The following is a 24,281-nucleotide window of genomic DNA, read 5'->3' on the forward strand; positions in this document are numbered from 1 at the left end:
GGGAAGACAGGCGCGCGAACCTCCTCTTCCCCCTCCGGGGGAAGACGGCTGCGCAGCAGCCCGTAGGGGGCAAGTGTCAGACTCTACAGAATAAACCGGCTCAGATCGGCATTGGCCGCCAGGGCCCCGACCTTGTCGGCGACATAGGCGGCGTCGATCGTCACCGTCTCGCCGGAGCGGTCGGCGGCCGTGAAGCTGATCTCCTCGACCACCTTTTCCAGGATGGTCTGCAGCCGGCGGGCCCCGATGTTCTCGACTGAGGCGTTCACGGCCACGGCCGCGTCAGCAAGGGCGTCGACGGCGTCTTCCGTGAAGATCACCGTCAGGCCCTCGGTGGCCAGCAGCGCCTGATGCTGGCGGATCAGGTTGGCCTCCGGCTCGGTGAGGATCCGCCGCAGGTCGTCGCGGGTCAGGCCTTTCAGCTCGACCCGGATCGGCAGCCGCCCCTGCAGTTCGGGCAACAGGTCCGAGGGCTTGGCGACGTGGAAGGCTCCCGAGGCGATGAACAGGATGTGGTCGGTCTTGACCGGGCCGTACTTGGTCGAGACGGTCGTGCCCTCGATCAGCGGCAGCAGGTCGCGCTGGACGCCCTCGCGCGAAACGTCGGCGCCGCTGCGCTGGCTGGACGAGGCGACCTTGTCGATCTCGTCCAGGAAGACGATGCCGTGGTTCTCGGCCAGTTCCAGGGCCTCCTGGGTCAGGGCCTCCTGGTCGAGCAGCTTGTCGCTCTCTTCGGCGATCAGCGGGGCCCAGGCCCCGGCCACAGTGGTCTTGTGGGTCTTGGTGCGACCGCCGCCGAACGACTTCATCATCTCCGACAGGTTGAGGACGGAGGCCCCCGGCTGGCCGGGGATCTCGAACATGCCGCCGCCACCCGTCTCGGCCAGCTGCAGCTCGACCTCCTTGTCGTCCAGCTCGCCGGCCCGCAGCTTCTTGCGGAAGCTCTCGCGGGCGGCGGTCGAGCCGGGTCCGGTCAGGGCGTCGAGGATCCGCTCCTCGGCCGCGCCCTCGGCCCGCGCCTTGACGCCGGCCCGGCGCCGGTCACGGACCATGGCTAGGGCGTTTTCCATCAGATCCCGGACGATCTGGTCGACGTCGCGGCCGACATAGCCGACCTCGGTGAACTTGGTGGCCTCGACCTTCAGGAACGGGGCCTGGGCCAGGCGGGCAAGGCGGCGGGCGATCTCGGTCTTGCCGACCCCGGTCGGGCCGATCAGCAGGATGTTCTTCGGCGTCAGCTCGTCCTGCAGGTCGGCCGGCGCGCGGCGCCGGCGCCATCGGTTGCGCAGGGCCACGGCGACGGCCTTCTTGGCCTCGTTGTGACCGACGATGAAGCGGTCGAGCTCGGAAACGATCTCGCGGGGGGAAAACTCGGTCATTTACAGGCTTTCAACCGTCAGGTTGCCGTTGGTGTAGACGCAGATCTCGGCGGCGATGGCCATGGCCTTGCGAGCGATCTCCTCGGCCGAGAGATCAAGGTCGATCAGGGCCTTGGCGGCGGCGAGCGCATAGTTGCCGCCCGATCCGATGGCGGCGACCGAGCCGCCGCCGGCGCTTTCGCCGGGCTCCAGCACATCGCCCACGCCGGTGACCGTGTAGACGGCCGTGGCATCGGCCACGAGCAGCATGGCCTCCAGCCGGCGCAGATAGCGGTCGGTACGCCAGTCCTTGGCCAGGTCCACGCAGGCCCTCGCCAACTGGTCTGGATACTGTTCCAGCTTGGCCTCGAGCCGCTCGATCAGGGTGAAGGCGTCGGCCGTGGCCCCGGCGAAGCCGGCCACCACCTTGCCGCCGGCCAGCCGGCGCACCTTGCGGGCGTTGCCCTTGACGACGGTTGGGCCCATGGAGACCTGTCCGTCACCGGCGATCACGGTCTGTCCGTTCTTGCGCACCGCCAGAATGGTCGTGCCGTGCCAGTCGGGGAAGGAATTGGAGTTTTGCATGACCTCGCATGTGGCGAGGCCGGGCCCGGAGATCAAGCGCGATGAGTTTTTCAGACGGCGAGGTTGAACGCTATGCCCGCCATCTGGTGCTGCGCGAGGTCGGCGGACCGGGCCAGCAGAGGCTGAAGGCGGCCCGCGTGCTGCTGGTCGGCATGGGCGGCCTGGGCGCGCCGGCCGCCCTCTATCTGGCCGCCGCCGGGATCGGAACCCTGGGCCTGGCCGATGCCGACACCGTCTCGCTGTCCAACCTGCAGCGCCAGGTCCTGTACCAGACCGGCGATGTCGGACGTCTGAAGGTCGAGGTCGCCGCCGAGCGGCTGACGGCCCTCAATCCCCACGTCGCGGTGGAGCCCCATCCGGTCTGGCTGAACGGCGACAATGCCGACGCCCTGGTCGGCCAGTATGACCTGATCCTCGACGGCACCGACGACTTTGCCACCCGCTTTGCCGTCAGCGACGCCTGCGTCCGGCACGGCAAAACCCTGGTCAGCGGGGCCCTCGGCCGCTGGACCGGGCAGGTCGGGGTGTTCCAGGGCCGGCCCTGTTATCGCTGCCTGGTGCCCGAGGTGCCGCCGGACGCCGAGACCTGCGCCCTGGTCGGGGTGGTCGGGGCCCTGGCCGGGACCATCGGGTCGATGATGGCCCTGGAGGCGGTCAAGCTCCTGACCGGGGCCGGACAGGCCCTGAGCGGCCGGCTGCTGATCTATGACGCCCTCGCGGCCGAGACCCGCACGGTGCGGATCGGGTCCGATCCCGCGTGCCCGGCCTGTCAACGGACGTCCTGATTGCGGCGACTACGGAGGCGAATTCCGGGTCGGTCCGGGCTATGGCTGGCGCACACACCCGGAGACAGCCATGACCACGCGGATCGCCTGCGAGACCCTGCGCCGCAAGCTCATGAGCGCCGACGCCGCAGCGGCTCTGATCCATGCCGGCACGACGGTGGGCATGAGCGGCTTTACCGGCTCGGGCTATCCCAAGGCGGTGCCGCTGGCCCTGGCCGCGCGGATCGAGGCCGAGCACGCCGCCGGCAACCCCTTCCGGCTGCGGGTCTGGACCGGGGCCTCGACCGGGCCGGAACTGGACGGGGCCCTGGCCCGCAGTGACGGGGTGGAGATGCGCCTGCCCTACAATTCCGATCCCGAGGCCCGCGACCGCATCAACCGCGGCAAGATGGACTATGCCGACCTGCATCTGAGCCAGGTGGCCCCGATGGTCTGGGAAGGCTTTCTGGGCCCGCTCGATACGGCCGTGATCGAGGTCTCGGGCATCCGGGCCGACGGCAGCCTTATCCCGTCCTCATCGGTCGGCAACAACAAGACCTGGCTGGACCGGGCCAGCCAGGTGATCCTCGAGGTCAACAGCGCCCAGAATCCGCTGCTGGAGGGCATGCACGACATCTATTACGGCACCGCCCTGCCGCCGCACCGGGTGCCGATCCCTCTGCTCCGGCCCGACGACCGCATCGGCCAGGACAGTTTCCGCTGCGATCCGGCCAAGGTGGTGGCCGTGGTCGAGACCACCGCCCCGGACCGCAACCTGCCGTTCGACCCGCCCGCCGATGTGCACCGCGCCATCGCCGGGCACCTGATCGACTTCCTGGGCCATGAGGTCCGCAAGGGCCGCCTGACCCCTGAACTGCTGCCCCTGCAGTCCGGAGTCGGCAATATCGCCAATGCGGTGCTGGGCGGGCTGCTGGACAGCCCGTTCGAGAACCTGACCGGCTTCACCGAGGTCATCCAGGACGGCATGCTGGACCTGCTGGAGTCCGGCAAGATGCGCATGGCCTCGGCCACGGCCTTCTCCCTGAGCCCCGAAGGGGCGGCGCGTCTCGAAGCCGACATGGCGCGCTATCGCCGACGGATGATCCTGCGGCCACAGGAGATCAGCAATCACCCCGAACTGATCCGGCGGCTGGGCTGCATCGCCATGAACGGCCTGATCGAGGCCGACATCTATGGCGCCGTCAACTCGACCCATGTGATGGGCTCGCGGATCCAGAACGGCATCGGCGGCTCCGGCGACTTTGCCCGCAATGCCTACATCTCGGTGTTCATGTGTCCGTCGACGGCCCGGAGCGGCAGGATCTCGACGATCGTGCCGCAGGTCTCGCATGTGGATCACATCAGCCAGGACGTGCAGGTACTGGTCACCGAACAGGGCCTGGCCGACCTGCGCGGCCTGTCGCCCAAGCAGCGGGCCGCCCTGATCATCGAAAACTGTTCGCACCCGGACTATCGCCCGGCCCTGCGCGACTATTACCGGCGGGCCCGGGAGGGGGCCTATGGCCAGCACGCCCCCAGCCTGCCCGGCGAGGCCCTGTCCTGGCACCAGCGCTTCATGGACACCGGCGACATGCGGGCCTGACAGGACCCGGAATGACGGTCGCAAAGCCTTGCAGTGGCTTGACCTCGGGGGTCCGGACCCGTCATCTCACCGTCAACAAGACATACCGGTGAGGGAGCGTACATGCGGCGCAGGAAGAGCCACCCGTTGACGGGTCTGGCCGTAGTCGCGGCCATCCTGGGGATCGTCTGGATCCTGCTGCAGCGGCCCGACATTCCCTACGAGGAACTCCAGCCGCGCTATGCCAGCCCGGCTTCGAAGTACATGGACCTGCCCGACGGCGTGCGGGTGCACTATCGCGACCAGGGCCTGCGCAGCGGACCGACCCTCGTGCTGGTCCACGGCTTCTCGGCCTCGCTCCACGCCTGGGAGCCCTGGGTGAAGGCCCTGGAGCCCCACTACCGGATCATTACCCTCGACCTGCCTGGCCACGGCCTGACCCGCGCACCGCCCGGCTACCTCGTGGCACCCGGCGGCTTCGAGACCGTGGTCGATACCGTCACCCGCCGGCTGGGCGTTACGCGCTTTACGCTGGGCGGTAATTCGATGGGCGGCGGCGTGGCCTGGCGCTACGCCCTGAAACATCCCGACCGTCTCGACGGGCTTGTCCTGGTCGATGCCGCCGGCTGGCCCCGGACCGGCAAGGGCGGGCTGCTGATCTTCAGGATCCTGAAGAACCCCGTCGGCCGGGCCCTGCTGAAGAACATCGAGACCCGGCCGCTGGTCAAACAGGGCCTCGAGGACGGCTATCTGGATCCGGCCCTGGTCACTCCGGCCCTGATCGACCGCTATACCGAACTGGCCCGGGCTCCAGGCCATCGCGACATCCTGCTGGGCCTGCAGACCGGCCCCGGAGACCCCGCCTCCGCCGCACGCCTGGCAGCGATCCGCATCCCGACCCTGGTGATGTTCGGTGAGGAAGACCGCGTGATCCCGGCCGGCGACGGCAAGAAGTTCGCCGCCGCCATTCCGGGCGCGACCCTGATCCTCTATCCGAAGGTCGGCCACGCCCCGATGGAGCAGATCCCCCAGCGCTCGGCCGCAGACCTCAAGGCCTGGCTGGACAGCAAGGTCTATCCGCTCCCGGCGACGACGGCGACGGCCGCGCCCGCCGCGGCTATGCGCTGAAGGCCCTGGCGATGTGGGCGACGGTCTTGGTGTAGACGAGCTTCCAGTCGTCTTCTTCCAGATCACGGTGTCCACGGCCCTTGATTTCAATGTGTTCGACGGGTTTGCCTGCGGCTTTCAGGGCCTGGGCCATGATGCGCGACTGCTTGGGCGAGACGATCTGGTCGTCAGTCCCGTGCATGAGTAGAACCGGGGCTTTGACTCTGTCAGCATGCAGGGCGGGCGAAGCGGCGCGCATCATTTCACCGTCCGTCGCCGGGTCGCCGATAGTGTCCAGCCAGTACAGATAGGCCGGGGAATCGACCCCTTCCTCCGCCTTGGCGAACGCTATAGTCTCGTGCAGGTCGCTGTCGCCGGCGATGGCGACGACAGCCTTGTAGAGATCGGGTTTGCGCACAGCGCCCATCAGGGCTGCATAGGCACCGTAACTGTAGCCGCAGATGGCAATCTTGCCGGACTCGACACGACCCGTCGCAACGACCTGGGCGACAGCGTCCTCGACGTCCTCCTGCATGCGATCCCCCCAATGCTTGCGACCGGCGTCGGCAAACGCCTTCCCGTATCCGCCAGAGCCCCGGAAATTGGGCTGCAACACCAACCAGCCCTGGGCGGCAAGGACCTGGGCGAAGGCGTCGTAGTCGACGCTGTCGCGGACCTCAGGCCCGCCATGCGGCATGACGACCAGAGGGCGGGGCCCCGTCGCAAGGGGCACGGTGAGGTAGGCGGTGATTGCCGCGCCGTCGCGGGTTTTCACAGGCAGGGTCTCGATCCTGGCCAGACGCTCCTGGGTCAACCAGGGTTTGCTCTGCCCGAGGGCGTCGAAGCGCTTGGCCGTGCGGTCATAGAAGTAGTGAGAACCAGGTTCCCGAGGGCCCGTTACCCTTGCCAGGAACCGGGTCCCGTCCCCGCTGACATCAAAGAAGAAGATGTTGTTTTCATTTCCAAGATACTTGTTGAGCGCCCTGAAGTGGGCCCCAAAAGCCGGGTCGATGAACTGGTAGGCTCGCCGGTCATCGACATAGCCTGCGGCTAGAAGATCGCCACCCGGCGTAAACAACGCGACATCGACATCCTTTCCGGCGGGCGCAGAGACAATCTCCCCCAGGGCCATGGTGGCCAGGTCGAATTTGCGCAGGACGAGGGTGTCCTTTTCGTCGGCGCGCGAGGCGGCCAGCATCACGCCTGGCTCCTTGGTCGGGCCCACCACATTGAAGTCCAGCTTGGCCCAGTCGCCCCGTCGCACCGTCCGATAAAAGGTCCAGTTCTTGGCTCCCGGAGGGCGGACAAAAATCGACATCACCGTGCCGCGTTCGTTCCCGTCATAGCGCAGGACGGGAACGCCATTCTGGGTCTGCCACGTCCAGGTTTTGAGTTCTCCGCGCTCTACGACCTGCGGTTTGCCCGAATAGACATCGACCTTGTAAAGCCACCAGGCTCCAAAATCGGCATTCCAGGCCTGCATAAGAATGCTGCGAGGATCGTCCCTCAGCATATCGACCACATTGGCCAGGTCGAACAGTTCGCGAAGCTTGGCGGTGCCATCGTCAAACAGGATCTTGCTGTTCTGGCCGTCGGCATCAATAGCCACAAGACGATGAACCGGCAGACCCTTTTGTGCCAGGCTTTGCCGCTTCACCCTGGCCCCGGTCTGGGCCTGCTCTACCTGTGCGTACATCCGAAACTTGATCAGAAGTCGCGTCTCATTGGCCCAGTAGACGCCGAGCACCTCCATCTCGCCGAGCGGCAGGGTCAACCGCCCGGTGTCGGGAGCATCTGCATTCAGCAGGGTCACGGTGGCCGTGGTTTTCTCGCCAACCGTCTTCGAGGTGAGAATCGCTATCCGCTTGCCGTCGGGCGACAGGGCCGCGTCACGATCCATTTCAGGCTTGAGGAATTCCTCAATGGTCGGCGGAACGGGGCCCTGAGGAACCGGCTGAGCGACCGCGATGCCCCCGAACATGGCAGGGGCGACCACCGCCCCCGCGATGGCCTGACGACGCGAAATCATGAGCAGCCCCCGAAACACAACTCACGCGACAAGATCGTCTCGCCGCGCGTCGGTCAAGGTCGGGGTTTAGAGCATTGAAGGGATGACGCGGTCCGGCGGTCGGTGGCCGTCCATGAAGGTCTTCACATTGACGATGACCTTCTCGCCCATGTCGATGCGGCCCTCGACCGTGGCCGAGCCCATATGGGGCAGCAGCACGACATTGGGCAGCTTCAGGAGCTTGGGATTGATCGCCGGTTCGTGCTCGTAAACGTCCAGGCCGGCGCCGGCCAGGTCGCCACGGGCCAGCATGTTGGCCAGGGCCCCCTCGTCGATCACCTCGCCGCGGGCGGTGTTGACGATGATCGACTGCGGCCGCAGCAGCTTCAGCCGGCGGGCCGACAGCAGGTGATAGGTGGCCGGGGTGTGCGGGCAGTTGACCGAGACAAAGTCCATCCGGGCCAGCATCTGGTCGAGGCTTTCCCAGTAGGTGCAGCCCAGTTCCTCGGCGATGCGCGGGCTGACCGGCTTGCGGTTGTGATAGTGCACCTGCATGCCGAAGGCCTTGGCGCGGCGGGCCACGGCCTGGCCGATGCGGCCCATGCCGATGATGCCCAGCCGCTTGCCCCACAGACGGCGACCCAGCATCCAGGTCGGCGACCAGCCGTGGAAGCCGCCGGACTTGACCACTTCTGCGCCTTCGACCACGCGGCGCGAGGTGGCCATGATCAGGGTCATGGTCAGGTCGGCGGTGTCCTCGGTGAGCACGCCCGGCGTATTGGTGACGATAATGCCCCGGGCATTGGCCGTCGCCACGTCGATATTGTCGACGCCGGCCCCGAAATTGGCGATGAGCTTGAGCCGGTCGCCGGATCGCGACAGAAGACGCGAGTCGATCCGGTCGGTGATCGTCGGCACGAGCACATCGGCCCGGCTCATGGCGTCCACCAGTTCATCCGCCGTCAACGGTTTGTCGGTGAGGTTGAGTTCGGTATCGAACAGTTCGCACATTCGCGTCTCCACCGGATCGGGGAGTTTGCGGGTGACGACGACTTTGAGCTTGCGGGCTGCCATGGGCGGTTTGAAAAGCTCTCTCTGACGGGCGTTTGAAAAGCTGTAGCAAAGGGGCCCGTTGGGGCCAAGCAAGATGCCGTCGAATTGCAAACATCGTTCGCTTGAACTCGTGATCGCGCTGACGGTCGGCACTCTTGCCACAGTGGCCCTGCCGACGACGGCCCGGGCGGCGGATGCGCCGCGTGTCACGCCGTCGGGCCTCGAGGTGCCGCGCTATGTCTCGCTGAAGTACGACAGGATCAATGCCCGAAACGGTCCGGACGAGGCCCACCGCCTGCTCTGGGTGTATCGCGCCAAGGGCCTGCCCGTGCAGGTCGTCGCCGAAACCCGCGAATGGCGGCGGATCTGTGATCCGGAGGGCGGTCTGTCCTGGGTGCACAAGCGCGTCACCGACGGGCGGCGCACCGTCATGCGCATACAGCCCGCCCCGCTCGCCCTGCTGGCCAGCCCGCGCGACGGAGCCCGGATCAGCGCCTGGCTGCGGGGCCGCTCGACGGCCAATCTCGACAAGTGTGAAAAGGGCTGGTGCCGCCTGAAGGCCGAAGGATCCCGGGGCTGGGCCCGGGAAAGCGAGATCTGGGGGGCCGCACCGGCCCTGCAATGCAAGTCGTGAGACGGCGGACGACCGGGACGGAACGGGTCGCCGGTCACAACTGTTACCGAAAGTAACATTGAGGCCCGCCCCTCCGTCGTGCTAGGGCGTGCGCATGCAACAAAGCTCCTACACCTTCGATGAGCTCCTGGCCTGCGGGCGGGGCGAGATGTTCGGTCCCGGCAACGCCCAGCTGCCCGTTCCGCCGATGCTGATGTTTGATCGCATCGTCCGGATCGAGGCCGAAGGCGGCAAGTACGGCAAGGGCTATGTCGAGGCCGAATTCGACATCAATCCCGACCTCTGGTTCTTCGGCTGCCACTTCATCGGCGACCCGGTCATGCCCGGCTGCCTGGGCCTCGACGCCATGTGGCAGCTGGTCGGCTTCTTCCTCGGCTGGTCGGGGGCCCCCGGTCGCGGCCGCGCCCTGGGCGTTGGCGAGGTCAAGTTCACCGGCCAGGTCACCCAGGACGTCAAGAAGGTCGTTTACAAGATCGACCTGAAGCGCGTGATCATGCGCAAGCTGGTCATGGGCATCGCCGACGGCGTGCTGGAGGCCGACGGCAAGGTCATCTACGAGGCCAAGGATCTCAAGGTCGGCCTGTTTACCGCCGAGCAGATGGCGTCGTGATCCGGCTGTAGGATCGACCGGTCAGAGTCGATCCCGCCGGATCCGGGGGAGAGAAGAGGAAGTTTCATGCGTCGCGTCGTCGTAACCGGACTGGGCATTGTCTCGTCCATCGGCAACACCGCCAGCGAAGTGCTGGATTCGCTGCAGAACGCCCGGTCGGGCGTGGTGGCCGCGCCGGACTATGCCGAGCTCGGTTTCCGGTGCCAGGTCCATGCCACGGTCAAGCTTGACTCCTGGGAGGCCCTGGTCGACCGCCGCGCGGCCCGCTTCCTCGCCCCCGGCACGGCCTATGCCCACATCGCCATGGAACAGGCGATCGCCGACTCCGGTCTGGCCGAGGCTGAGATTTCCAACGAACGCACCGGCTTGATCGTCGGGTCGGGTGGCCCCTCAACCCGGGTGATCGTCGAGGCCGCCGCCACGACCCGCGAAAAGGGCCCCAAGCGTATCGGTCCGTTCGCGGTGCCCAAGGCGATGAGCTCGGGCCCCTCGGCGGTGCTGTCGACCTGGTTCAAGATCCGCGGCGTCAACTATTCGATCAGCTCGGCCTGCGCGACCAGCGCCCACTGCATCGGCGCGGGCGCCGAACAGATCCAGATGGGCAAGCAGGACATCGTCTTCGCCGGCGGCTGCGAGGAACTGGACTGGACCCTGTCAAACCTGTTCGACGCCATGGGGGCCATGAGCAGCAACTTCAACGACCGCCCCACCGTGGCCAGCCGCGCCTATGACAAGGATCGCGACGGCTTCGTGATCGCCGGCGGGGCCGGCATCGTGGTGCTGGAAGAATACGAACACGCCAAGGCCCGCGGCGCGAAGATCTACGGCGAGCTGGTCGGCTACGCCGCCAATTCCGACGGCTTCGACATGGTGGCCCCGTCAGGCGAGGGCGCGGCCCGCTGCATGCGCCTGGCCATGGCCCAGGCCGGCGACCGCACCATCGACTATCTGAACCCGCACGGCACCTCGACGCCGGTCGGCGACAGCAAGGAAATGGGCGCGGTGCGCGAGGTGTTCGGCGACAAGGCTCCGCTGATCTCGTCGACCAAGTCGCTTACCGGTCATAGCCTGGGCGCGGCCGGTGCCCAGGAGGCCATCTATTCGATCCTGATGCTCGACAACGGCTTTGCCGCCCAGAGCGCCAATATCGAGAACCTCGATCCGGAGTTCGCCGACCTGCCGATCCTGCTGCAGCGCTCGGACAAGCCCCTGACCACGGTGATGTCGAACAGCTTCGGCTTCGGCGGCACCAATGGCACACTGATCTTCAGCAAGGCGGACTAGGCTGCCCCGGCCTCCGTCGGCTCGAAGCCTCGCCCTGGCAGAGGCCTGCGCGCGCCTTCCGTGGGCGGAGCGAACCCCGAACGCAGCCGGACTGGCGATGCTGGCGGGACTCGGTGGCGCGCCCCTGTCGGCGGGCTACCGGCCCCTGGACGGCTTCTGGACCTTCGTCGCCCGTGCCGGGCTTGAGCCGGACTCGGCCCTCGAGCGGCGGCTGCCCGGGCTTCGCCGCCTCGGCGCGCGCCCCTACGGCATATTGGGCGACAGCCACGGCCGGCACCTGATTCGCCGTGGTCAGCGGCACGGAACCTGGCTGGCACCGCTCGCACACCTCGCCAGCAGCGCCTCGGCGCGGGGCCTGGGACGCGCTGACGGCCGATCCGGCACCGGACCGAAGGTCGCCGCCGCACTTGAGCGACTCCTCGCCATCGACGACCTGCCGATCCTGATGAAATTCGGCCAGGTCGACATCGAATTCGTTCAGGTTTTCAAACGATTGGCCGCCGGTGAGGACCGTTTCTCGCCGGAGGCTTTCGACGCCTTCGCCGACGAAACCATCGCGCTCTATGTCGCCTTCCTGGCCGGGGTCGTCCCGGCAGCGCAGCGGTCGCGGGTGCGGGTGCTGTCGCTGTTCCCGCCGGCCCTGTCTGATGACTCGTGGCGCGAAGGCTATCTGAACGCCCACATGGTGGCCGTCCACGGGCCGCCTGACACCGGCGACCTGACCGCGCGCCTTGGACGTCTCGACATTCCCAACCTGGCGCAGCGCACGGCACTCCATGCCGCCTTCAATGAAAGACTGCAGGCCGCAGTCGAGGTGGAGGGCTTTCGCTGGGGCGACGACTTCAGCCCCTGGCTCGGCGGGGACGGCCTGCTGGATCCCGCCTGGTTGGGCCCGGCTGCCGGTCGCGACCACCACCTGGATTTGCCTGCGGCGCGGTGGCGCGCGCTTGACTGGCTTTGGCCGATCCTCGAATGATCCCGCCGTCGTCCAGACGGAATTCGAAAGATTTTATGCCCGTGAGCGTTTCGTCGGCCGACCCGGCCTTCTCCGCACAGCCGGACAGGCCGTGGATCGAGTCGGAAGCTCTCGAGGAACGCCTGGCCGCCAGTTCTGCGGACGAGGCCCACAAGACCTTTGCGCGCGATCTGGCCCGCGATGGCCTGGCCATCATGGATCTCGGCAGTACGCTGACAGAGCTGTGCGACGAAATCAGCCGGCAGACCGAGCACTATTTCCGCAACGGCGTGACCCGGGTGCACGATGCCTGGCGGCGATCCGATGCGATCCGCATGATCGCCACCCATCCGGAGATCCTGTCCCGCCTTGAGCTGGCCTATGGGCGCAAGCCGTTCCCCTTTCAGAGCCTGAACTTCCTGCGCGGCAGCCAGCAGGACATCCATTCCGACACCCTGCATTTTCACGCCGAGCCGGCGGGCTTCATGTGCGGCGTCTGGCTGGCCCTTGAAGACGTGACCCCCGGGTCCGGGCCCCTGGCCTACTATCCCGGCAGCCATCGTCTGCCCGAAATGACCATGGCGGCCGCTGGCGCGGCACCGGGAACCACGACCCCCGGCAACTACAACACCCTCTATGGCCCGGCGGTCCTGCGCCAGCTGGACGCAGCAGGCCTCACCCCGGTCCACGCCACGCTGCGCAAGGGCCAGGTGGCCGTCTGGGCCGCCAATCTGGCCCACGGCGGCTCGCCGATCCTGGATCCGGAGTCGACCCGGCGCTCGCTGGTGCTGCACTACTATTTCGACGACTGCGTCTATTTCACCCCGATGCTGTCGCGTCCGGACCGCCAGGCCCGACGCCTGCCGGCCAATATCGCCACCGGCGGCTGGACCTGGCCACGCCGGGCGGGGCGACGCGTGGCCGTGCCCCTCAAGCAGCTTGCGGCGGCCCTCTACTATCGCCTCAGCCGTCATACCCCGACCTACTGAGCAGCACGGGCGTGGCCGGAGGGTTTCGCAAAAGCGCCTCGCCTGCTAACCAGCGCCGACAGATTCAGGAGCGCCGACCCATGGCTGACGATTACGCATTCCCCAAGGGCGAGCTGATGCGGGGCAAGAAGGGCCTCGTCATGGGCGTGGCCAATCACAACTCCATCGCCTGGGGCATCGCCAGCCAGCTGGCCGCCCAGGGCGCCGAGATGATCTTCACCTATCAGGGCGAGGCCCTTGAGCGCCGCGTGCGGCCGCTGGCCGAGAGCATCGGGGTCGACACCCTGATCCCCGCCGACGTCACCGACGACGCCTCGATGGACGCCGCCTTCGCCGCGATCGAGGCCAAGTTCGGCACCCTGGACTTCGTCATCCACTCGGTGGCCTTCGCCAACAAGGAAGAGCTGAAAGGCTCGTTTGTCGACAACACGACCCGCGAGGGTTTCCTGACGGCCATGAACATCTCGGCCTTCAGCTTCGTCGACGTGGCCAAGCGCGCCGCGAAGCTCATGCCCAACGGCGGTTCGCTGGTCACCATGACCTATCTGGGCTCTGAGCGGACCATCCCGAACTACAACACCATGGGTGTGGCCAAGGCCGCCCTGGAAGCCTCGACCCGCTATATCGCCCGCGACCTGGGCCCCAAGGGCATCCGCTGCAACGCAATCTCGGCCGGAGCCATGCGCACCCTGGCCCTGGCCGGCATCGCCGGTGGCCGGGGCATGATCGCCCAGGGCCGCGCGTTCAGCGCCATGAAGGAAGACACCTCGATGGAAGGCGTGGCCGGCTGCGCCCTGTGGCTGGTCTCCGACCTCGGCCGCTCGACGACCGGCGAGGTCGTCCATGTCGACGCCGGCTTCCACATGATGGGCATGCCCGACGAGGCCGAGGCCTAGTTTGCGAAAACGACCCTGCGCGCCTACGCGCCCTGGCTTCAGGGCGCGTAGGCGCGCAGGAAGCGGCAGGCGATCTCGCGAGCCATCGCGTCGAACTGGGCCTGGGTCTTGTCCGACGGCAGGCGCAGCAGGGCCCGCAGCTGGCTCTGGCCCATGACCATGCCGGAAAAGATCTCGGCCGCCTGGTCGAAGTCTTCGACCCTGACCCGCCCGAGCCGGGTTTCCGTCTCGAGAAAGGCCGCCAGCTGGGCGCGGGTCTGGCGCGGGCCGGCCTCAAAGACCTCATGGGCGACGTCGGGCATCTCGCCGGCCCCCTGAATGATCACGCGCATGATCGAATAGCCGTTCGACGAGAGGACCGTCTCCAGCATCGAGCGGGCGAATGCCTCAAGGGTTTCCTGCGGATTATCGGCGGCCCCGGGATCGCGCAGCGGCGCGGTGATGCGGTCGACCCGGCGCTCGATCAGGGCGCTGACCAGCTCGGCCTTCGAGCCATAGTGATTATAGACCGTCTGCTTGGAGACGCCGGCCCGGCGGGCGATGGCCTCCATCGGCGCGGCCAGGCCCCGCTCGCCGATCACCTCGATGGCGGCGTCGAGGATGGCCTCGGTCTTGGCGACGTCGATCTGTCCGGGGACCCTGGGCATCAGTGAGCGTCCGACGGGGGGGGCGGTGCGTTCTTCATGGGCTTGGCCAGCAGCGAGATGCCGGCCGCCGCGAAGCAGCCGAAAGCGAGGACGGTGAAGCTGTCGCCGAACGCCAGCACCGTCGCCTGCTGCTGCAGCATGCCGGAGAAGGCCTTGAGGCTCGCCCCTTCCGGATCGGACAGGCCCAGCATGGTCATGCGCTGGGACAGGCCGGCCATCATGCCCTGGGCCGCCACATCGCTGCTGGCGATGCGCGAGGACAGGTCGTTGTAGTAGAGCGCGGTCTGCTGGCTGATGCTGGTCGCCAGCAGGGCCAGGCCCATGGCACCGCCGGTATTGCGTGAAAGGTTCACCAGGCCGGAAGCGTTCTTGACCATGTGCGGAGGCAGGGTGCTCATCGTGATCTGCTGGGTGGCGATCATCGCGATCATGACCCCGACGCCGCGGCAAGCCTGGACGCCGGCAAATTCCCAGAAACCCCAGTCCTTGGTCACGCCGTGGGCCATGTACATGCCCCAGCCGGCCAGAAGGAAGCCGATGAACATCGGCAGGCGCGGATCGGTCTTGCGCACCAGGCGTCCGGCGATCGGCCCCGTGGCGAACATCGACAGGCCGGAAATGACCATGGTCGTCCCGACTTCCGAGGCCGAATAGTGGCGCACGCGACCCAGGAACTGGGGCAGCAGGAAGGTCCCGCCGAACAGGCTGGCCCCGGACACCGCCGTCATCAGCACCCCGATCGAGAAATTGCGGTTGGTGAAGGCCCGCAGCTCGACGATCGGATTGCTGTAGCTCAGGGACCGCCACACGAAGACGACGCCGGTGACCGCCGCCAGCACCGCCAGACCCAGGATGACGTCATCCTCGAACCAGCTGTTCTTGGCCCCCTCCTCCAGCACGAACTGCAGGCTCATCAGGAAGGTCGCCATGACGGCCAGGCCGAACCAGTCAAAGCCCTTGGCCAGGCTGGGGTCACCCTTGTCGAACTGGCCCCAGCGGGCCACGCCGAACAGGACGATCAGGCCGGTGGGCACATTGATAAAGAACAGCCAGCGCCAGGACAGCCACTCGGTCAGGTGCCCCCCCAGGGTCGGCCCGACGGTCGGGGCCAGGGTGACGATCAGGCCCATGATCACGCTGGCGGTCACGCGCCGCTCGGGCGGGAAGGCGGTGAAGGCCACCGCAAACACGGTCGGGATCATCGCCCCGCCGATAAAGCCCTGCAGGGCGCGGGTCAGGATCATCATGTCGATCGACGAGGACAGGCCCGTCAGCACGCTCATGACGATGAAGCCGGTACAGGAGGCGAGGTAGAGTCTCTGGGTGCCCCACAGGCGCGACAGATAGCCCGACAGCGGGATCATCACGACTTCAGGGATCAGATAGGCCGTCTGGATCCAGCTGACCTGGTCGGCGCTGGCCCCGACCCCGGCCTGGATCTGGGGCAGGGACGCCGCGACGATCTGGATGTCGAGAATGGCCATGAACTGGCCGATGACCATGGCCCCGAAGCCCAGGAAGAGCTTGGTCCAGTCAGATTGGGTCATCACCCTGGCCGGCGGAGGCGCGGCAGGCCCGGTGGCGGAAGCGGTGTCGGCGGCCATGGTCGGCGCGCCCCCTAGCGGGCCGCGCCCTGGCGGGCGACCTGCGGCTCGGCCTGGCCGGCCTCGGCAAACGAGGGGCCCGAGCGGTCGCGGACATCAACCTTGACCTCGACCGACAGGCCCGGCCGCAGGGCGGACCCGAGCGGAGAGCGTTCAACGGCGATCTTCACCGGGAGGCGCTGGGTGATCTTGGTGAAGTTGCCCACGGCGTTCTCGACCGGGATCAGGGCGAACTCCTGACCGGTGGCCGGCGCAAAGCTGTCGATCTTGCCGACAATGGCCTTCTTGCCGAAGGCATCGGCCTTGATCTCGACCGGCTGGCCCACGCGCAGACGGGCCACCTGGGTTTCCTTGAAATTGGCGATCACATAGCTCTGGCCCAGCGGCACGACCGACATCAGCGAGACACCGGGCTGAACCAGCTGACCCGGCCGCACGGCGCGGGCCCCGACGACGCCGCCCACCGGAGCGCGGATGACGGTACGGTCGAGATCAAGCCGGGCCTGGGCGACCGCCGCGCGGGCGGCCGCGGCCTGGGCGATGGTCTGGGCCTTGGCAGAACCCAGGGACTGGGCGGCGCGGCGCTCGGCCTCGAGAGCGGCCTGGGCGCTCTCTACGGCAGCGGCCGACTGCGTCGCGCCGGCCCGGGTGGTCTGCACCTTCTGCTGCGAAACCCAGCCCTGATGGGCCAGACTATCATAGCGTTCGAGATCGGCCCGGGCCCGACCTGCATCCGCCTGGGCGCTGGATACGCCGGCCGCCTTCTGGGCGATCAGGGCCTCTTCCAGACTGACCTTGTCGTCTACGGCCCGGATGGCGGCATCCAGCCCCTGGGCATTGGCCACGGCCTGGTCCAGCCGCGCCTGAAAGGTGGCCGGATCGATACGGGCCAGCACCTGACCGGGCTCGACCCGCTGGTTGTCGGCGACCAGAACCTCGATGATGCTGCCCGATACCTGCGGGCTGATCTGCACCGTGTCGGCCTGGACGAAGGCGTTGTCGGTGCTCTCGTAGCGCTGCTTGTCGATGAACCACAGGGTCCCGCCGACGAGGATGGCCACCGTGGCGACGCCGCCGACGATCATCGGAACAAGCTTCTTGTTTTCTGGCGCGGCCATGACCCAACCCTGACTGAACGAACGGTATCGACGCGCCCGATAGAAGGCTCCGGGCGACGCCGCAAGTGTTAAATGGACGCACTCGTCCAAAAATCAACGCCGTAAGGTAAACACGCAACGGGCCGCAACCAGGCCCTTCGGCCGGACGGTCACGCCTGAACCCGGGACTCAAAGCGATCCGGCGACCCGGATCGTTCCGCGCGATCGAAAGAGCCCGTCGGCTGAGGTACCGGAACCATGCCCGCCCGAGCACCCCGAAACAGGGTTAACGAATTTTGTTTGTGTCGGGGGGGATTGCGACTAAAAGCCACCGCCCATCATCCGCCAAACTCTGGGATGGTGAATATCCCTGAACGCGAGCGTCCATCGCGCCTGTCACGCCGGCCTGGAGACCCTGCTCATGTCCCACCAGCACCCGCTCGGCCAGTCCCCGCTCGCCATGTTCCGGCCCGTCCTGTGGCTGGCTGCCGTGGCCTTCGCCCTGGGCTTCGGCGGCTACCTGCTGCTCGGCCTGCACACGGCTCTGGACTAAACCCCGGTCGAGCCGAAGCCGCCCGTGCCCCGGGCCGTCGACGACAGGTCATCGGTCTCGACGAGGGTCCATTGCGGGGCAGCCGCGATGACGCCCTGGGCGATGCGGTCGCCCCGGCGGATCGTGAAGTCCTCATCGCCCAGATTGACCAGCAGCACGCAGACCTGGCCGCGATAATCGCTGTCCACGGTCCCGGGCGCATTGGTGACGGTGACCCCGTTCTTGGCCGCCAGACCCGAGCGCGGCCGGACCTGCATCTCGTAGCCGTCCGGAATGGCGACGGAAAAGCCGGTTGGAACCATGCCGCGCCCGCCCGGGGCCAGCACCATCGGCTGATCCTCCGGAACATGGGCCCGCAGGTCAAAGCCGGCCGCGCCGGCCGTGGCATAGCCGGGAACCGGCAGGTCGGCATTACCCTCCCAGCGCTTGAACAGGATCACGCGGGCTTCGGCGGCGGAGGTCATGGATCAGGGTCCTGGTCGAGCGACTGGCGGGCCGTTTAACCTGTTCGAAGGCTCGGCGGAAGCGGCAGCCAGACTCAGGCCAGGGCCTCGGCGATCCGCAGGGCGATGGCCCGGGCGACCTCGTCCTTCGGTGCGCGGTCCCAGCGTTCGGTGCCCTGACGGGTCACCAGCAGGACCGAATTTTCATCGCCGCCCATCACGCCGGGTTCGGTGACATCATTGGCAATGATCCAGTCACAGCCCTTGCGGGACAGCTTGGCCCGCGCATGGGCCTCGACATCATTGGTTTCAGCCGCAAAGCCGACCACGAGCCGGGGCCGGGCCGGGCCGGTCGCCGAGACCGCCGCCAGGATGTCGGGGTTCTCGACGAAGGTCAGGGCCGGCGGGCCGCCCTTTTCCTTCTTCAGCTTGGTTCCGAAGGCTTCATCGACGCGCCAGTCGGCGACGGCGGCGACAAACACGCCGACATCGGCCGGCAGGGCCGCCTGGCTGGCGGCCAGCATCTGGCGGGCCGTCTCGACGTCGATGCGGGTCACGCCCGGCGGCGTCGGCAGGAACACCGGCCCGGCCACCAGGGTGACCTCGGCCCCGAGCCCGGCCAGCGCCTCGGCGATGGCGAAGCCCTGACGGCCGCTGGAGCGGTTGGTGATGCCCCGGACGGGATCGATGGGCTCAAAGGTCGGCCCGGCGGTGACCAGGGCCCGCTTGCCGGCCAGGGGGCGTGCGGCAGGGCCGGCCAGGGCGGTCATGATCGCGGCAAAGATGACCTCGGGCTCGGCCAGCCGGCCCGGCCCGAACTCGCCGCAGGCCATGGACCCCTCATCGGGACCGACCATCTGCAGACCGTCTGCCTTCAGCTGCGCGACATTGCGCTGCACGGCGGGATGCTGCCACATCCGCACGTTCATGGCCGGGGCCATCAGCACGGGTTTGTCGGTGGCCAGCAGGATCGTCGAGGCCAGGTCGCCGGCCAGGCCGTTGGCCGCCTTGGCGATCAGGTCGGCGGTCGCCGGCACCACCGCCACGAGGTCGGCTGACCGTGACAGCTGGATGTGACCCATCTCGGCCTCGTCGGTCAGGTCGAAAAGGTCCTGATAGACCTTGTCGCCGGCCAGGCCGCCCAGCGACAGCGGGGTGACGAACTCGGCCCCGGCCCGGGTCAGGACCGGCCGGACGGCGACCCCGGCCTTGCGCAGCAGGCGCGTCAGTTCCAGCGCCTTGTAGGCCGCGATCCCGCCGCCGACGATCAGAAGAACCCGCTTGTCGCTCACCTGGGTGGCCTCCCCTTGCCTGAAGCCCTTATGACCCATCCGCAGCGATCCGCCAAAGCGAACCTGCAGGCGGGGACTCGACTCATGTTCCGTTTTCGTTCATTAATCGCAAAGGTTGATCGATTGAGGCGAGATGATCATGGGGTTGAAAACGTTTCACGCCACGACGGCGTCATTTGTCCTTCTGACGGCGACCGCCCTGGCCGCCTGTGACGGGGGCGCTTCGGCGGTTCGCGCGCCGAAGGCCGACGGGCGGACGGCCACCGTTGAGGCCGCCTCACCGGCTCCTGTGTCGGAGAGCCGCCGCGACGACCCCCGCGAGGCCCCGGTGCGGCTGGTGGCGGGCAAGCCCTTCTGGGCCGCCAACCGCACGCGCACGGCGGAGGAGAACGCCCAGCGGGCCTTTGAACGCAATGGCGAGGCCTTCGGGGCCGCCAGTCTCGACGCTTATGTCGCCACCGCCCATCGCTTCGTCAACAACCCGCCGAAGGGGGCCGAAACCCTGCAGCGCGCCAATGGCGACACCCTGATCTATGACCCGGCAGCCAATGTTTTTGCCGTGGTCTCGAAGGCCGGCGCGCCCCGGGCCCTGTTCAAGCCCGATGACGGCCTGGCCTATTGGGACGTGCAGAAGGCCCGCGAGGCCCGGCGGACGACGGCCGCCCGCGAGCGTGAGGCGGCGACCAGCGGAGCCTGACTTCAGACACCTGAGGCGTGGAGAGCGTGGTCAGAGGCCGCCGCGGAACACCAGGGCTCCGGCGGTGAAGGTCAGGGCTGACAGCAGGGCCCCGGCCACGAACCACCACAGGGCCCGCGACGTCGGCACAGGCGGCGGGGCGGCCTCGGCCAGGGGCGCTTCGGCCAGACGGACCATGGCCCGCAGGGCTTTCAGGGCCTCGTCGGCGAAGTCGCGCACCTTGGCGGCGGGCGACAGTTCGCGGGTGATCCAGCGGCGCACGACCGGATCGGCGGCGGCCCAGATGTCGTGGGCCGGGTCGATGCGGCGGGCCACGCCTTCGACCGTGACCATGGTCTTCTGCAGCAGCACCAGTTCCGGCCGCAGGGCCATCTCGAACAGGGCGGTGATCTCGAACAGCTGGGCCAGCAGCCTGCCCATCGAGATGTCGCGGGCGTCGCGGCCGAAGACCGGCTCCCCCACCGCCCGCAGGGCCTGGGCGAAGGCGTCGACGTCCTGGTGGGCCGGCACATAGCCGGCGTCGAAGTGGATCTTCGCGACGCGCGGATAGTCACGATTGAGGAAGCCGTAGAGGATCTCGGCCAGGTACTTGCGCTCGCCCGGACCCAGGCGGCCGATGATGCCGTAGTCCACGGCAACCACCCGGGCCGGGGCGGCGACGAACAGGTTGCCCTCGTGCAGGTCGGCGTGGAACAGGCCGTGGTCGAGGGCCTGGGCCAGGAAGCCGCGGGTGATGTTCTCGGCCAGGGCCTTGCGGTCCAGACCCGGCAACTCCAGCGCGTCGGAGTTAGACAGCGGCTCGCCCTCGGCCCAGGCCAGGGTCAGAACCCGCTTGCCCACCCCGTCCCAGATCACCGCCGGGGCCGACATATAGGGGTCCAGCGCCATGGCCTCGCCCAGTTCGGCGCAGCCGGCGGCCTCGAAGCGCAGGTCCATTTCCAGATCGAGGGAGCGGATCACCACCTCGACGAGGTCGCGCGGCTTCAGCCGGCGGGCTTCGGGCACCAGCCGGTCGGCCAGGGCAGCGGCCAGGCGCAGGACGGCGCTGTCCTGAGCCACCTGCTGCTCGATCCCGGGGCGCAGCACCTTGACCGCGACGCGGGTGCCGTCCAGCAGCCGGGCCGGATGGGCCTGGGCCAGGGAGGCGGCGGCGACGGGCTCGCCCAGCTCGGAAAACAGGGTCTCGACCGGCCGGCCCAGATTGCGCTCGATCTCGGCCCGGGCCTCTGCGAGCGGGAACGGCGGCAGCCGGTCCTTCAGGCGCGACAGATCCTCGGCGAACGGCGTGCCGAAGATGTCGGCCCGGGTCGACAGGAACTGGCCCATCTTGATCGCCGCAGGGCCGAGGCCCTCGAGGGCGCCGGCCAGACGCTGGCCCGGCCGGCCCAGCCGGGCGCGAGGTCCGGCCAGCAGGCGCAGGAGCCGCGCCACCAGCCGGATCGATGCCGGCAGGACAGGGTCCAGTTCACGCGGGATCAGCGCATCGGCCCGGACCAGCACCCAGCCCGCGCCGATCAGGCGCCGGAACGCGGAGAGGCGGCTCATGGGCTAGATCGCCCAGCCCTGGTGCATGGCCGCCACGCCGCCGGTGAAGTTGGTGATGGTCACCCGGCTGAAGCCGGCCTTCTCCATCATCCCGGCGAAGGTCTTCTGGTCGGGGAAGCGGCGGATGCTCTCGACCAGGTACTGATAGGCCTCGCGATCCTTGGCCACCCATTCGCCGACCTGCGGGATGACGCTGAAGCTGTAGGCGTCATAGGCTTTCGCCAGCGCCTCGGTCACCGGCCGCGAAAACTCCAGGCAGATGAAGCGGCCACCGGGTTTCAGCACCCGGCGGGCCTCGCGCAGGGCGGCATCGATGTCGGTGACATTGCGGATGCCGAACGAGATCACATAGGCGTCGGCATAGGCGTCGGGCAGCGGCAGGCGCTGGGCGTCACCGACGGTCCAGGTGATCTCCGGCTCGCCGCCCTTCTCGATGCCGGCGGCGATCATCTCGGCATTGTAGTCGATGATATTGACCCGGGCGTCCGGACCGCCGCGACGCTCCTGGGCCTTGCGGGCCATTTTCGCAAACCGCCGGGCCATGTCGCCCGTGCCGCCGGCGCAGTCGATGATCACCTCGCCCGGCTGCGGGTTGAGGCGCGCGGCCACCGCGTCCTTCCACAGACGGTGGACGCCGCCGCTCATCAGGTCGTTCATCAGGTCGTAGTTCTTGGCCACGCGGTCGAACACGCCCCGCACCAGGCCGGCCTTCACCGACGGATCGACGTCCTTGAAACCGAATGTGGCTGCGGGCTTGCTCATGACGTCTTTCGGCGAGGCTCTATATAGGGTCGTCCGCTATTAGACCGCTGACTGCGTCGCGTCATCCTCTTGAGGTCGTCCGTTGCCCGAATTGCCCGAAGTCGAGACCGTCCGGCGCGGCCTGGAGCCCACCCTCAGCGGCGCGCGCCTCAGCCGCGTGCGCGCCAACCGGCCCGACCTGCGCTTTCCCCTGCCCGACGGCTTCGTCCAGCGCCTGACCGGCGCCACCATCCTGCGGCTGGAGCGCCGGGCCAAGTACCTGCTGGCCCCGCTGGATCGCGGCGACACCCTGGTGATGCATCTGGGCATGACCGGGCGTTTTGAGATTGCGTCGCCGGTGGGTTCGATCAGGCCCGGCGACTTCGCCCGCGAGGTCAAGCCCGACGACAAGCACGCCCACGTCGTGTTTGAGACCGAGGACGGGGCGTTGGTCACCTATCATGACCCCCGGCGCTTTGGCTTCATGGACCTGATCGCCACCGACCAGGTCGAACAGCACCCGTGGTTTGCCACCATGGGCCCCGAGCCCCTCGGCGAGGCCTTCACGCCCCAGACCCTGGTCAAGGCCTTCGCCGGCCGCAAGCAGGGCCCCAAAACCCTGCTGCTGGACCAGCGCACCGTAGCGGGCCTGGGCAATATCTATGTCTGCGAGGCCCTGCACCGGGCCGGCATCTCGCCGTTCAAGCCGTCCGGGATGATCGCCGGCAAGCGGCTGGGGCCCCTGACCACGATCATCAAGGAGGTCCTGGCCGAAGCCGTCGCGGTGGGCGGCTCGACCCTGAAGGACTTCGCCGCCGCCGACGGGGCCCTGGGCTATTTCCAGCACCGCTTCCGGGTCTACGACCGCGAGGGCGAGCCTTGTCCGACCCGGGGCTGCAAGGGGGTGATCGCCCGCGAGGTCCAGGCGGGGCGGTCGACGTTCTTTTGTCCGGTGTGTCAGGTTTAGAGGGGCTAGTCGATGTTGCGACGGAGCACAAACCCGGGAGCCTTGGCCTCCGTAGCCAGCCTTTGGCTATGAAGATGGCCCAAGAGGTCGCTCGTTGGTGGCACTCCAACCACCGTAATTGACGTCCAGTCAGGGTGATGCAGATCGACATTGCCCAACATCGCCAGCACATCGTCGGGTGTGACCGGAGCGCCTGTTGATCTGAAAATCGCACTGTTCGGGTCTGTACCGCGTTCGCGGCGTTGCACTTCAGCGGCAGCCCGATTGGCCGGTGAGTCGACGAGCCAGAAGGCATCGCCAAGTTCGAGGTCGTCAGTTGCCCCGTAGTCCGGCGTAAAGGCGATAACGACGTGCATCAGTCCTGATCCCATGGGTTCGGGAAGTCCGCAACGGCTTCAGAACCAGTTCGCCCAAGGCCCCACAAGCCGACGCCCCGCGTCGCGCTCGCCCTTAAATCTCTTGGAGGCTGCAGCGTGCCGGAGTGGAAAGGTCTGTCAAGGACCGCCTTCGGCGGCCGCGTCGCGGCGACGCGGAGCGTCGTCCTTGAGAGACCTGTCCACGCCGGCGATCGTCTCGCCGTGAGATTTAAGGGTGGCCCCCTTCGGCGCGAAGGGGGCGGGGCTTGCCCCCACGCGTACAAACCCTTGTCATCCCGGCCGGACGCCCGCGAGGGCGGGAGCGCCGGGACCCAGAGGCAAAGGCGCTGCGACGGCCCCTGGGTCCCGGATAGCCTCTGCGAGGCTTCCGGGATGACAAAGGTGGGCGGCAGCAATCCACCCAGCCCCCTCCCCTTCCCCGCGCGGGCCTCTATAAAAGCGCCACATCCTCAAGGAGCGCGCGCGTGGCCTACGAAACCCTGATCGTCGAAAC

General features: G+C 67.8%; 24 protein-coding genes. 12 read left to right on the forward strand and 12 right to left on the reverse strand.

Translation table 11 applies throughout. The features are described 5' to 3' along the window. Positions 1-83 precede the first annotated feature (83 nt). Together hslU and hslV are read right to left on the reverse strand one after the other, a co-directional pair. Positions 84-1,379 carry an ATP-dependent protease ATPase subunit HslU gene (hslU, locus tag DBR10_RS11225; RefSeq protein ID WP_108506200.1) on the reverse strand — a complete coding sequence of 432 codons (1,296 nt, stop codon included), beginning with the start codon at positions 1,377-1,379 and terminating at the stop codon, positions 84-86. Continuing rightward, complete coding sequence (gene hslV, locus DBR10_RS11230) at positions 1,380-1,943, reverse strand: ATP-dependent protease subunit HslV (RefSeq protein ID WP_369831763.1); 564 nt, start codon at positions 1,941-1,943, stop codon at positions 1,380-1,382. Positions 1,944-1,984: 41 nt separating this feature from the next. Here hslV and DBR10_RS11235 point away from each other — a divergent pair, with 41 nt between their 5' ends. The 3 genes from DBR10_RS11235 to DBR10_RS11245 all read left to right on the forward strand — a co-directional run bounded on the left by DBR10_RS11235 (position 1,985) and on the right by DBR10_RS11245 (position 5,417). Continuing rightward, the gene (locus DBR10_RS11235) at positions 1,985-2,728 is read left to right on the forward strand and encodes a HesA/MoeB/ThiF family protein (RefSeq protein ID WP_108489685.1); all 744 of its coding nucleotides are present in this window, start codon (positions 1,985-1,987) and stop codon (positions 2,726-2,728) included. Positions 2,729-2,798: 70 nt separating this feature from the next. Then, positions 2,799-4,310: an acetyl-CoA hydrolase/transferase family protein gene (locus DBR10_RS11240; RefSeq protein WP_108506202.1), complete on the forward strand. Its 1,512-nt coding sequence runs from the start codon at positions 2,799-2,801 to the stop codon at positions 4,308-4,310. Positions 4,311-4,412: 102 nt separating this feature from the next. Then, positions 4,413-5,417, forward strand: coding sequence for an alpha/beta fold hydrolase (locus tag DBR10_RS11245; RefSeq protein WP_108506203.1), 1,005 nt, complete (start codon positions 4,413-4,415; stop codon positions 5,415-5,417). Here the strand turns inward: DBR10_RS11245 and DBR10_RS11250 are convergent. After that, on the reverse strand, positions 5,407-7,425 hold the full coding sequence (locus DBR10_RS11250; protein WP_108506227.1) for an alpha/beta hydrolase family protein: 2,019 nt from the start codon (positions 7,423-7,425) through the stop codon (positions 5,407-5,409). The genes DBR10_RS11245 and DBR10_RS11250 overlap by 11 nt on opposite strands. A 66-nt stretch (positions 7,426-7,491) precedes the next feature. Next, positions 7,492-8,478 (reverse strand): 2-hydroxyacid dehydrogenase, encoded by a 987-nt coding sequence (locus DBR10_RS11255; protein WP_108506204.1) that lies wholly within the window; start codon positions 8,476-8,478, stop codon positions 7,492-7,494. 73 nt (positions 8,479-8,551) lie between these two features. Here DBR10_RS11255 and DBR10_RS11260 point away from each other — a divergent pair, with 73 nt between their 5' ends. The 6 genes from DBR10_RS11260 (at position 8,552) to DBR10_RS11285 (ending at position 13,825) form a co-directional block, all read left to right on the forward strand. Beyond that, positions 8,552-9,091, forward strand: coding sequence for an SH3 domain-containing protein (locus DBR10_RS11260; protein WP_108489768.1), 540 nt, complete (start codon positions 8,552-8,554; stop codon positions 9,089-9,091). 94 nt (positions 9,092-9,185) lie between these two features. Beyond that, the gene (gene fabA / locus DBR10_RS11265) at positions 9,186-9,701 is read left to right on the forward strand and encodes a 3-hydroxyacyl-[acyl-carrier-protein] dehydratase FabA (RefSeq protein ID WP_108489767.1); all 516 of its coding nucleotides are present in this window, start codon (positions 9,186-9,188) and stop codon (positions 9,699-9,701) included. A gap of 66 nt (positions 9,702-9,767) precedes the next feature. Continuing rightward, positions 9,768-10,985, forward strand: a complete 1,218-nt coding sequence (gene fabB / locus DBR10_RS11270; RefSeq protein ID WP_108506205.1) for a beta-ketoacyl-ACP synthase I — start codon at positions 9,768-9,770, stop codon at positions 10,983-10,985. 97 nt (positions 10,986-11,082) lie between these two features. After that, a complete protein-coding gene (locus tag DBR10_RS11275) occupies positions 11,083-11,961 on the forward strand; it encodes a hypothetical protein (RefSeq protein ID WP_233243379.1) in 879 nt (292 codons plus the stop codon). Between the two features lie 41 nt (positions 11,962-12,002). Beyond that, the gene (locus DBR10_RS11280; protein ID WP_233243380.1) at positions 12,003-12,929 is read left to right on the forward strand and encodes a phytanoyl-CoA dioxygenase family protein; all 927 of its coding nucleotides are present in this window, start codon (positions 12,003-12,005) and stop codon (positions 12,927-12,929) included. A gap of 80 nt (positions 12,930-13,009) precedes the next feature. Further along, positions 13,010-13,825 carry an enoyl-ACP reductase FabI gene (locus DBR10_RS11285; RefSeq protein ID WP_108489521.1) on the forward strand — a complete coding sequence of 272 codons (816 nt, stop codon included), beginning with the start codon at positions 13,010-13,012 and terminating at the stop codon, positions 13,823-13,825. Between the two features lie 38 nt (positions 13,826-13,863). On the opposite strand, the gene DBR10_RS11290 is transcribed toward DBR10_RS11285, so the two are convergent. The 3 genes from DBR10_RS11290 to DBR10_RS11300 form a co-directional block, all read right to left on the reverse strand. Then, positions 13,864-14,472 (reverse strand): TetR/AcrR family transcriptional regulator, encoded by a 609-nt coding sequence (locus DBR10_RS11290; protein ID WP_108489522.1) that lies wholly within the window; start codon positions 14,470-14,472, stop codon positions 13,864-13,866. Continuing rightward, the gene (locus DBR10_RS11295; protein ID WP_233243381.1) at positions 14,472-16,019 is read right to left on the reverse strand and encodes a DHA2 family efflux MFS transporter permease subunit; all 1,548 of its coding nucleotides are present in this window, start codon (positions 16,017-16,019) and stop codon (positions 14,472-14,474) included. The genes DBR10_RS11290 and DBR10_RS11295 overlap by 1 nt, the downstream gene beginning before the upstream one ends. A gap of 71 nt (positions 16,020-16,090) precedes the next feature. Beyond that, positions 16,091-17,194, reverse strand: a complete 1,104-nt coding sequence (locus DBR10_RS11300) for an HlyD family secretion protein (protein WP_199223660.1) — start codon at positions 17,192-17,194, stop codon at positions 16,091-16,093. 400 nt (positions 17,195-17,594) lie between these two features. Between DBR10_RS11300 and DBR10_RS20015 the strand changes: the two genes are divergently transcribed. Beyond that, positions 17,595-17,726 carry a hypothetical protein gene (locus DBR10_RS20015; RefSeq protein ID WP_233243382.1) on the forward strand — a complete coding sequence of 44 codons (132 nt, stop codon included), beginning with the start codon at positions 17,595-17,597 and terminating at the stop codon, positions 17,724-17,726. On the opposite strand, the gene dut is transcribed toward DBR10_RS20015, so the two are convergent. Both dut and coaBC read right to left on the reverse strand, forming a co-directional pair. Next, positions 17,723-18,190, reverse strand: a complete 468-nt coding sequence (dut, locus tag DBR10_RS11305; RefSeq protein ID WP_108506209.1) for a dUTP diphosphatase — start codon at positions 18,188-18,190, stop codon at positions 17,723-17,725. The two genes, DBR10_RS20015 and dut, sit on opposite strands and share 4 nt — an antisense overlap. Before the next feature lie 74 nt (positions 18,191-18,264). Beyond that, positions 18,265-19,461: a bifunctional phosphopantothenoylcysteine decarboxylase/phosphopantothenate--cysteine ligase CoaBC gene (coaBC, locus tag DBR10_RS11310; RefSeq protein ID WP_108506228.1), complete on the reverse strand. Its 1,197-nt coding sequence runs from the start codon at positions 19,459-19,461 to the stop codon at positions 18,265-18,267. A gap of 139 nt (positions 19,462-19,600) precedes the next feature. On the opposite strand from coaBC, the gene DBR10_RS11315 reads away from it, so the two are divergent. Beyond that, positions 19,601-20,158, forward strand: a complete 558-nt coding sequence (locus DBR10_RS11315; protein ID WP_108506210.1) for a hypothetical protein — start codon at positions 19,601-19,603, stop codon at positions 20,156-20,158. 30 nt (positions 20,159-20,188) lie between these two features. Here the strand turns inward: DBR10_RS11315 and ubiB are convergent, their stop codons facing one another. Together ubiB and DBR10_RS11325 are read right to left on the reverse strand one after the other, a co-directional pair. Then, the gene (gene ubiB / locus DBR10_RS11320) at positions 20,189-21,703 is read right to left on the reverse strand and encodes a 2-polyprenylphenol 6-hydroxylase (protein ID WP_108506211.1); all 1,515 of its coding nucleotides are present in this window, start codon (positions 21,701-21,703) and stop codon (positions 20,189-20,191) included. Positions 21,704-21,706: 3 nt separating this feature from the next. Next, positions 21,707-22,465: a class I SAM-dependent methyltransferase gene (locus DBR10_RS11325; protein ID WP_108506212.1), complete on the reverse strand. Its 759-nt coding sequence runs from the start codon at positions 22,463-22,465 to the stop codon at positions 21,707-21,709. An 82-nt stretch (positions 22,466-22,547) separates the two neighbouring features. Here DBR10_RS11325 and mutM point away from each other — a divergent pair, with 82 nt between their 5' ends. Next, positions 22,548-23,411: a bifunctional DNA-formamidopyrimidine glycosylase/DNA-(apurinic or apyrimidinic site) lyase gene (gene mutM, locus DBR10_RS11330; protein WP_108489925.1), complete on the forward strand. Its 864-nt coding sequence runs from the start codon at positions 22,548-22,550 to the stop codon at positions 23,409-23,411. Between the two features lie 5 nt (positions 23,412-23,416). Here the strand turns inward: mutM and DBR10_RS11335 are convergent, their stop codons facing one another. Continuing rightward, positions 23,417-23,767, reverse strand: a complete 351-nt coding sequence (locus tag DBR10_RS11335; RefSeq protein WP_108489926.1) for a hypothetical protein — start codon at positions 23,765-23,767, stop codon at positions 23,417-23,419. Between the last annotated feature and the right edge of the window lie 514 nt (positions 23,768-24,281).

Source organism: Caulobacter sp. HMWF025 (genome assembly GCF_003060965.1).
Classification (GTDB): Bacteria; Pseudomonadota; Alphaproteobacteria; order Caulobacterales; family Caulobacteraceae; genus Caulobacter.

Excerpts from the sequence above, each read along its gene's own strand:
- DBR10_RS11275 (WP_233243379.1), top strand. The coding sequence starts at position 11,083 with ATGCTGGCGGGACTCGGTGGCGCGCCCCTGTCGGCGGGCTACCGGCCC.
- DBR10_RS11240 (WP_108506202.1), top strand. The coding sequence starts at position 2,799 with ATGACCACGCGGATCGCCTGCGAGACCCTGCGCCGCAAGCTCATGAGC.
- hslU (WP_108506200.1), bottom strand. The coding sequence starts at position 1,379 with ATGACCGAGTTTTCCCCCCGCGAGATCGTTTCCGAGCTCGACCGCTTC.
- DBR10_RS11255 (WP_108506204.1), bottom strand. The coding sequence starts at position 8,478 with ATGGCAGCCCGCAAGCTCAAAGTCGTCGTCACCCGCAAACTCCCCGAT.
- DBR10_RS11315 (WP_108506210.1), top strand. The coding sequence starts at position 19,601 with ATGGGGTTGAAAACGTTTCACGCCACGACGGCGTCATTTGTCCTTCTG.
- ubiB (WP_108506211.1), bottom strand. The coding sequence starts at position 21,703 with ATGAGCCGCCTCTCCGCGTTCCGGCGCCTGATCGGCGCGGGCTGGGTG.
- DBR10_RS11335 (WP_108489926.1), bottom strand. The coding sequence starts at position 23,767 with ATGCACGTCGTTATCGCCTTTACGCCGGACTACGGGGCAACTGACGAC.
- hslV (WP_369831763.1), bottom strand. The coding sequence starts at position 1,943 with ATGCAAAACTCCAATTCCTTCCCCGACTGGCACGGCACGACCATTCTG.
- DBR10_RS11245 (WP_108506203.1), top strand. The coding sequence starts at position 4,413 with ATGCGGCGCAGGAAGAGCCACCCGTTGACGGGTCTGGCCGTAGTCGCG.
- DBR10_RS11300 (WP_199223660.1), bottom strand. The coding sequence starts at position 17,194 with ATGGCCGCGCCAGAAAACAAGAAGCTTGTTCCGATGATCGTCGGCGGC.
- DBR10_RS20015 (WP_233243382.1), top strand. The coding sequence starts at position 17,595 with ATGTCCCACCAGCACCCGCTCGGCCAGTCCCCGCTCGCCATGTTCCGG.
- DBR10_RS11260 (WP_108489768.1), top strand. The coding sequence starts at position 8,552 with ATGCCGTCGAATTGCAAACATCGTTCGCTTGAACTCGTGATCGCGCTG.
- dut (WP_108506209.1), bottom strand. The coding sequence starts at position 18,190 with ATGACCTCCGCCGCCGAAGCCCGCGTGATCCTGTTCAAGCGCTGGGAG.
- DBR10_RS11295 (WP_233243381.1), bottom strand. The coding sequence starts at position 16,019 with ATGACCCAATCTGACTGGACCAAGCTCTTCCTGGGCTTCGGGGCCATG.
- DBR10_RS11290 (WP_108489522.1), bottom strand. The coding sequence starts at position 14,472 with ATGCCCAGGGTCCCCGGACAGATCGACGTCGCCAAGACCGAGGCCATC.
- DBR10_RS11285 (WP_108489521.1), top strand. The coding sequence starts at position 13,010 with ATGGCTGACGATTACGCATTCCCCAAGGGCGAGCTGATGCGGGGCAAG.
- DBR10_RS11235 (WP_108489685.1), top strand. The coding sequence starts at position 1,985 with ATGAGTTTTTCAGACGGCGAGGTTGAACGCTATGCCCGCCATCTGGTG.
- fabB (WP_108506205.1), top strand. The coding sequence starts at position 9,768 with ATGCGTCGCGTCGTCGTAACCGGACTGGGCATTGTCTCGTCCATCGGC.
- DBR10_RS11325 (WP_108506212.1), bottom strand. The coding sequence starts at position 22,465 with ATGAGCAAGCCCGCAGCCACATTCGGTTTCAAGGACGTCGATCCGTCG.
- DBR10_RS11250 (WP_108506227.1), bottom strand. The coding sequence starts at position 7,425 with ATGATTTCGCGTCGTCAGGCCATCGCGGGGGCGGTGGTCGCCCCTGCC.
- fabA (WP_108489767.1), top strand. The coding sequence starts at position 9,186 with ATGCAACAAAGCTCCTACACCTTCGATGAGCTCCTGGCCTGCGGGCGG.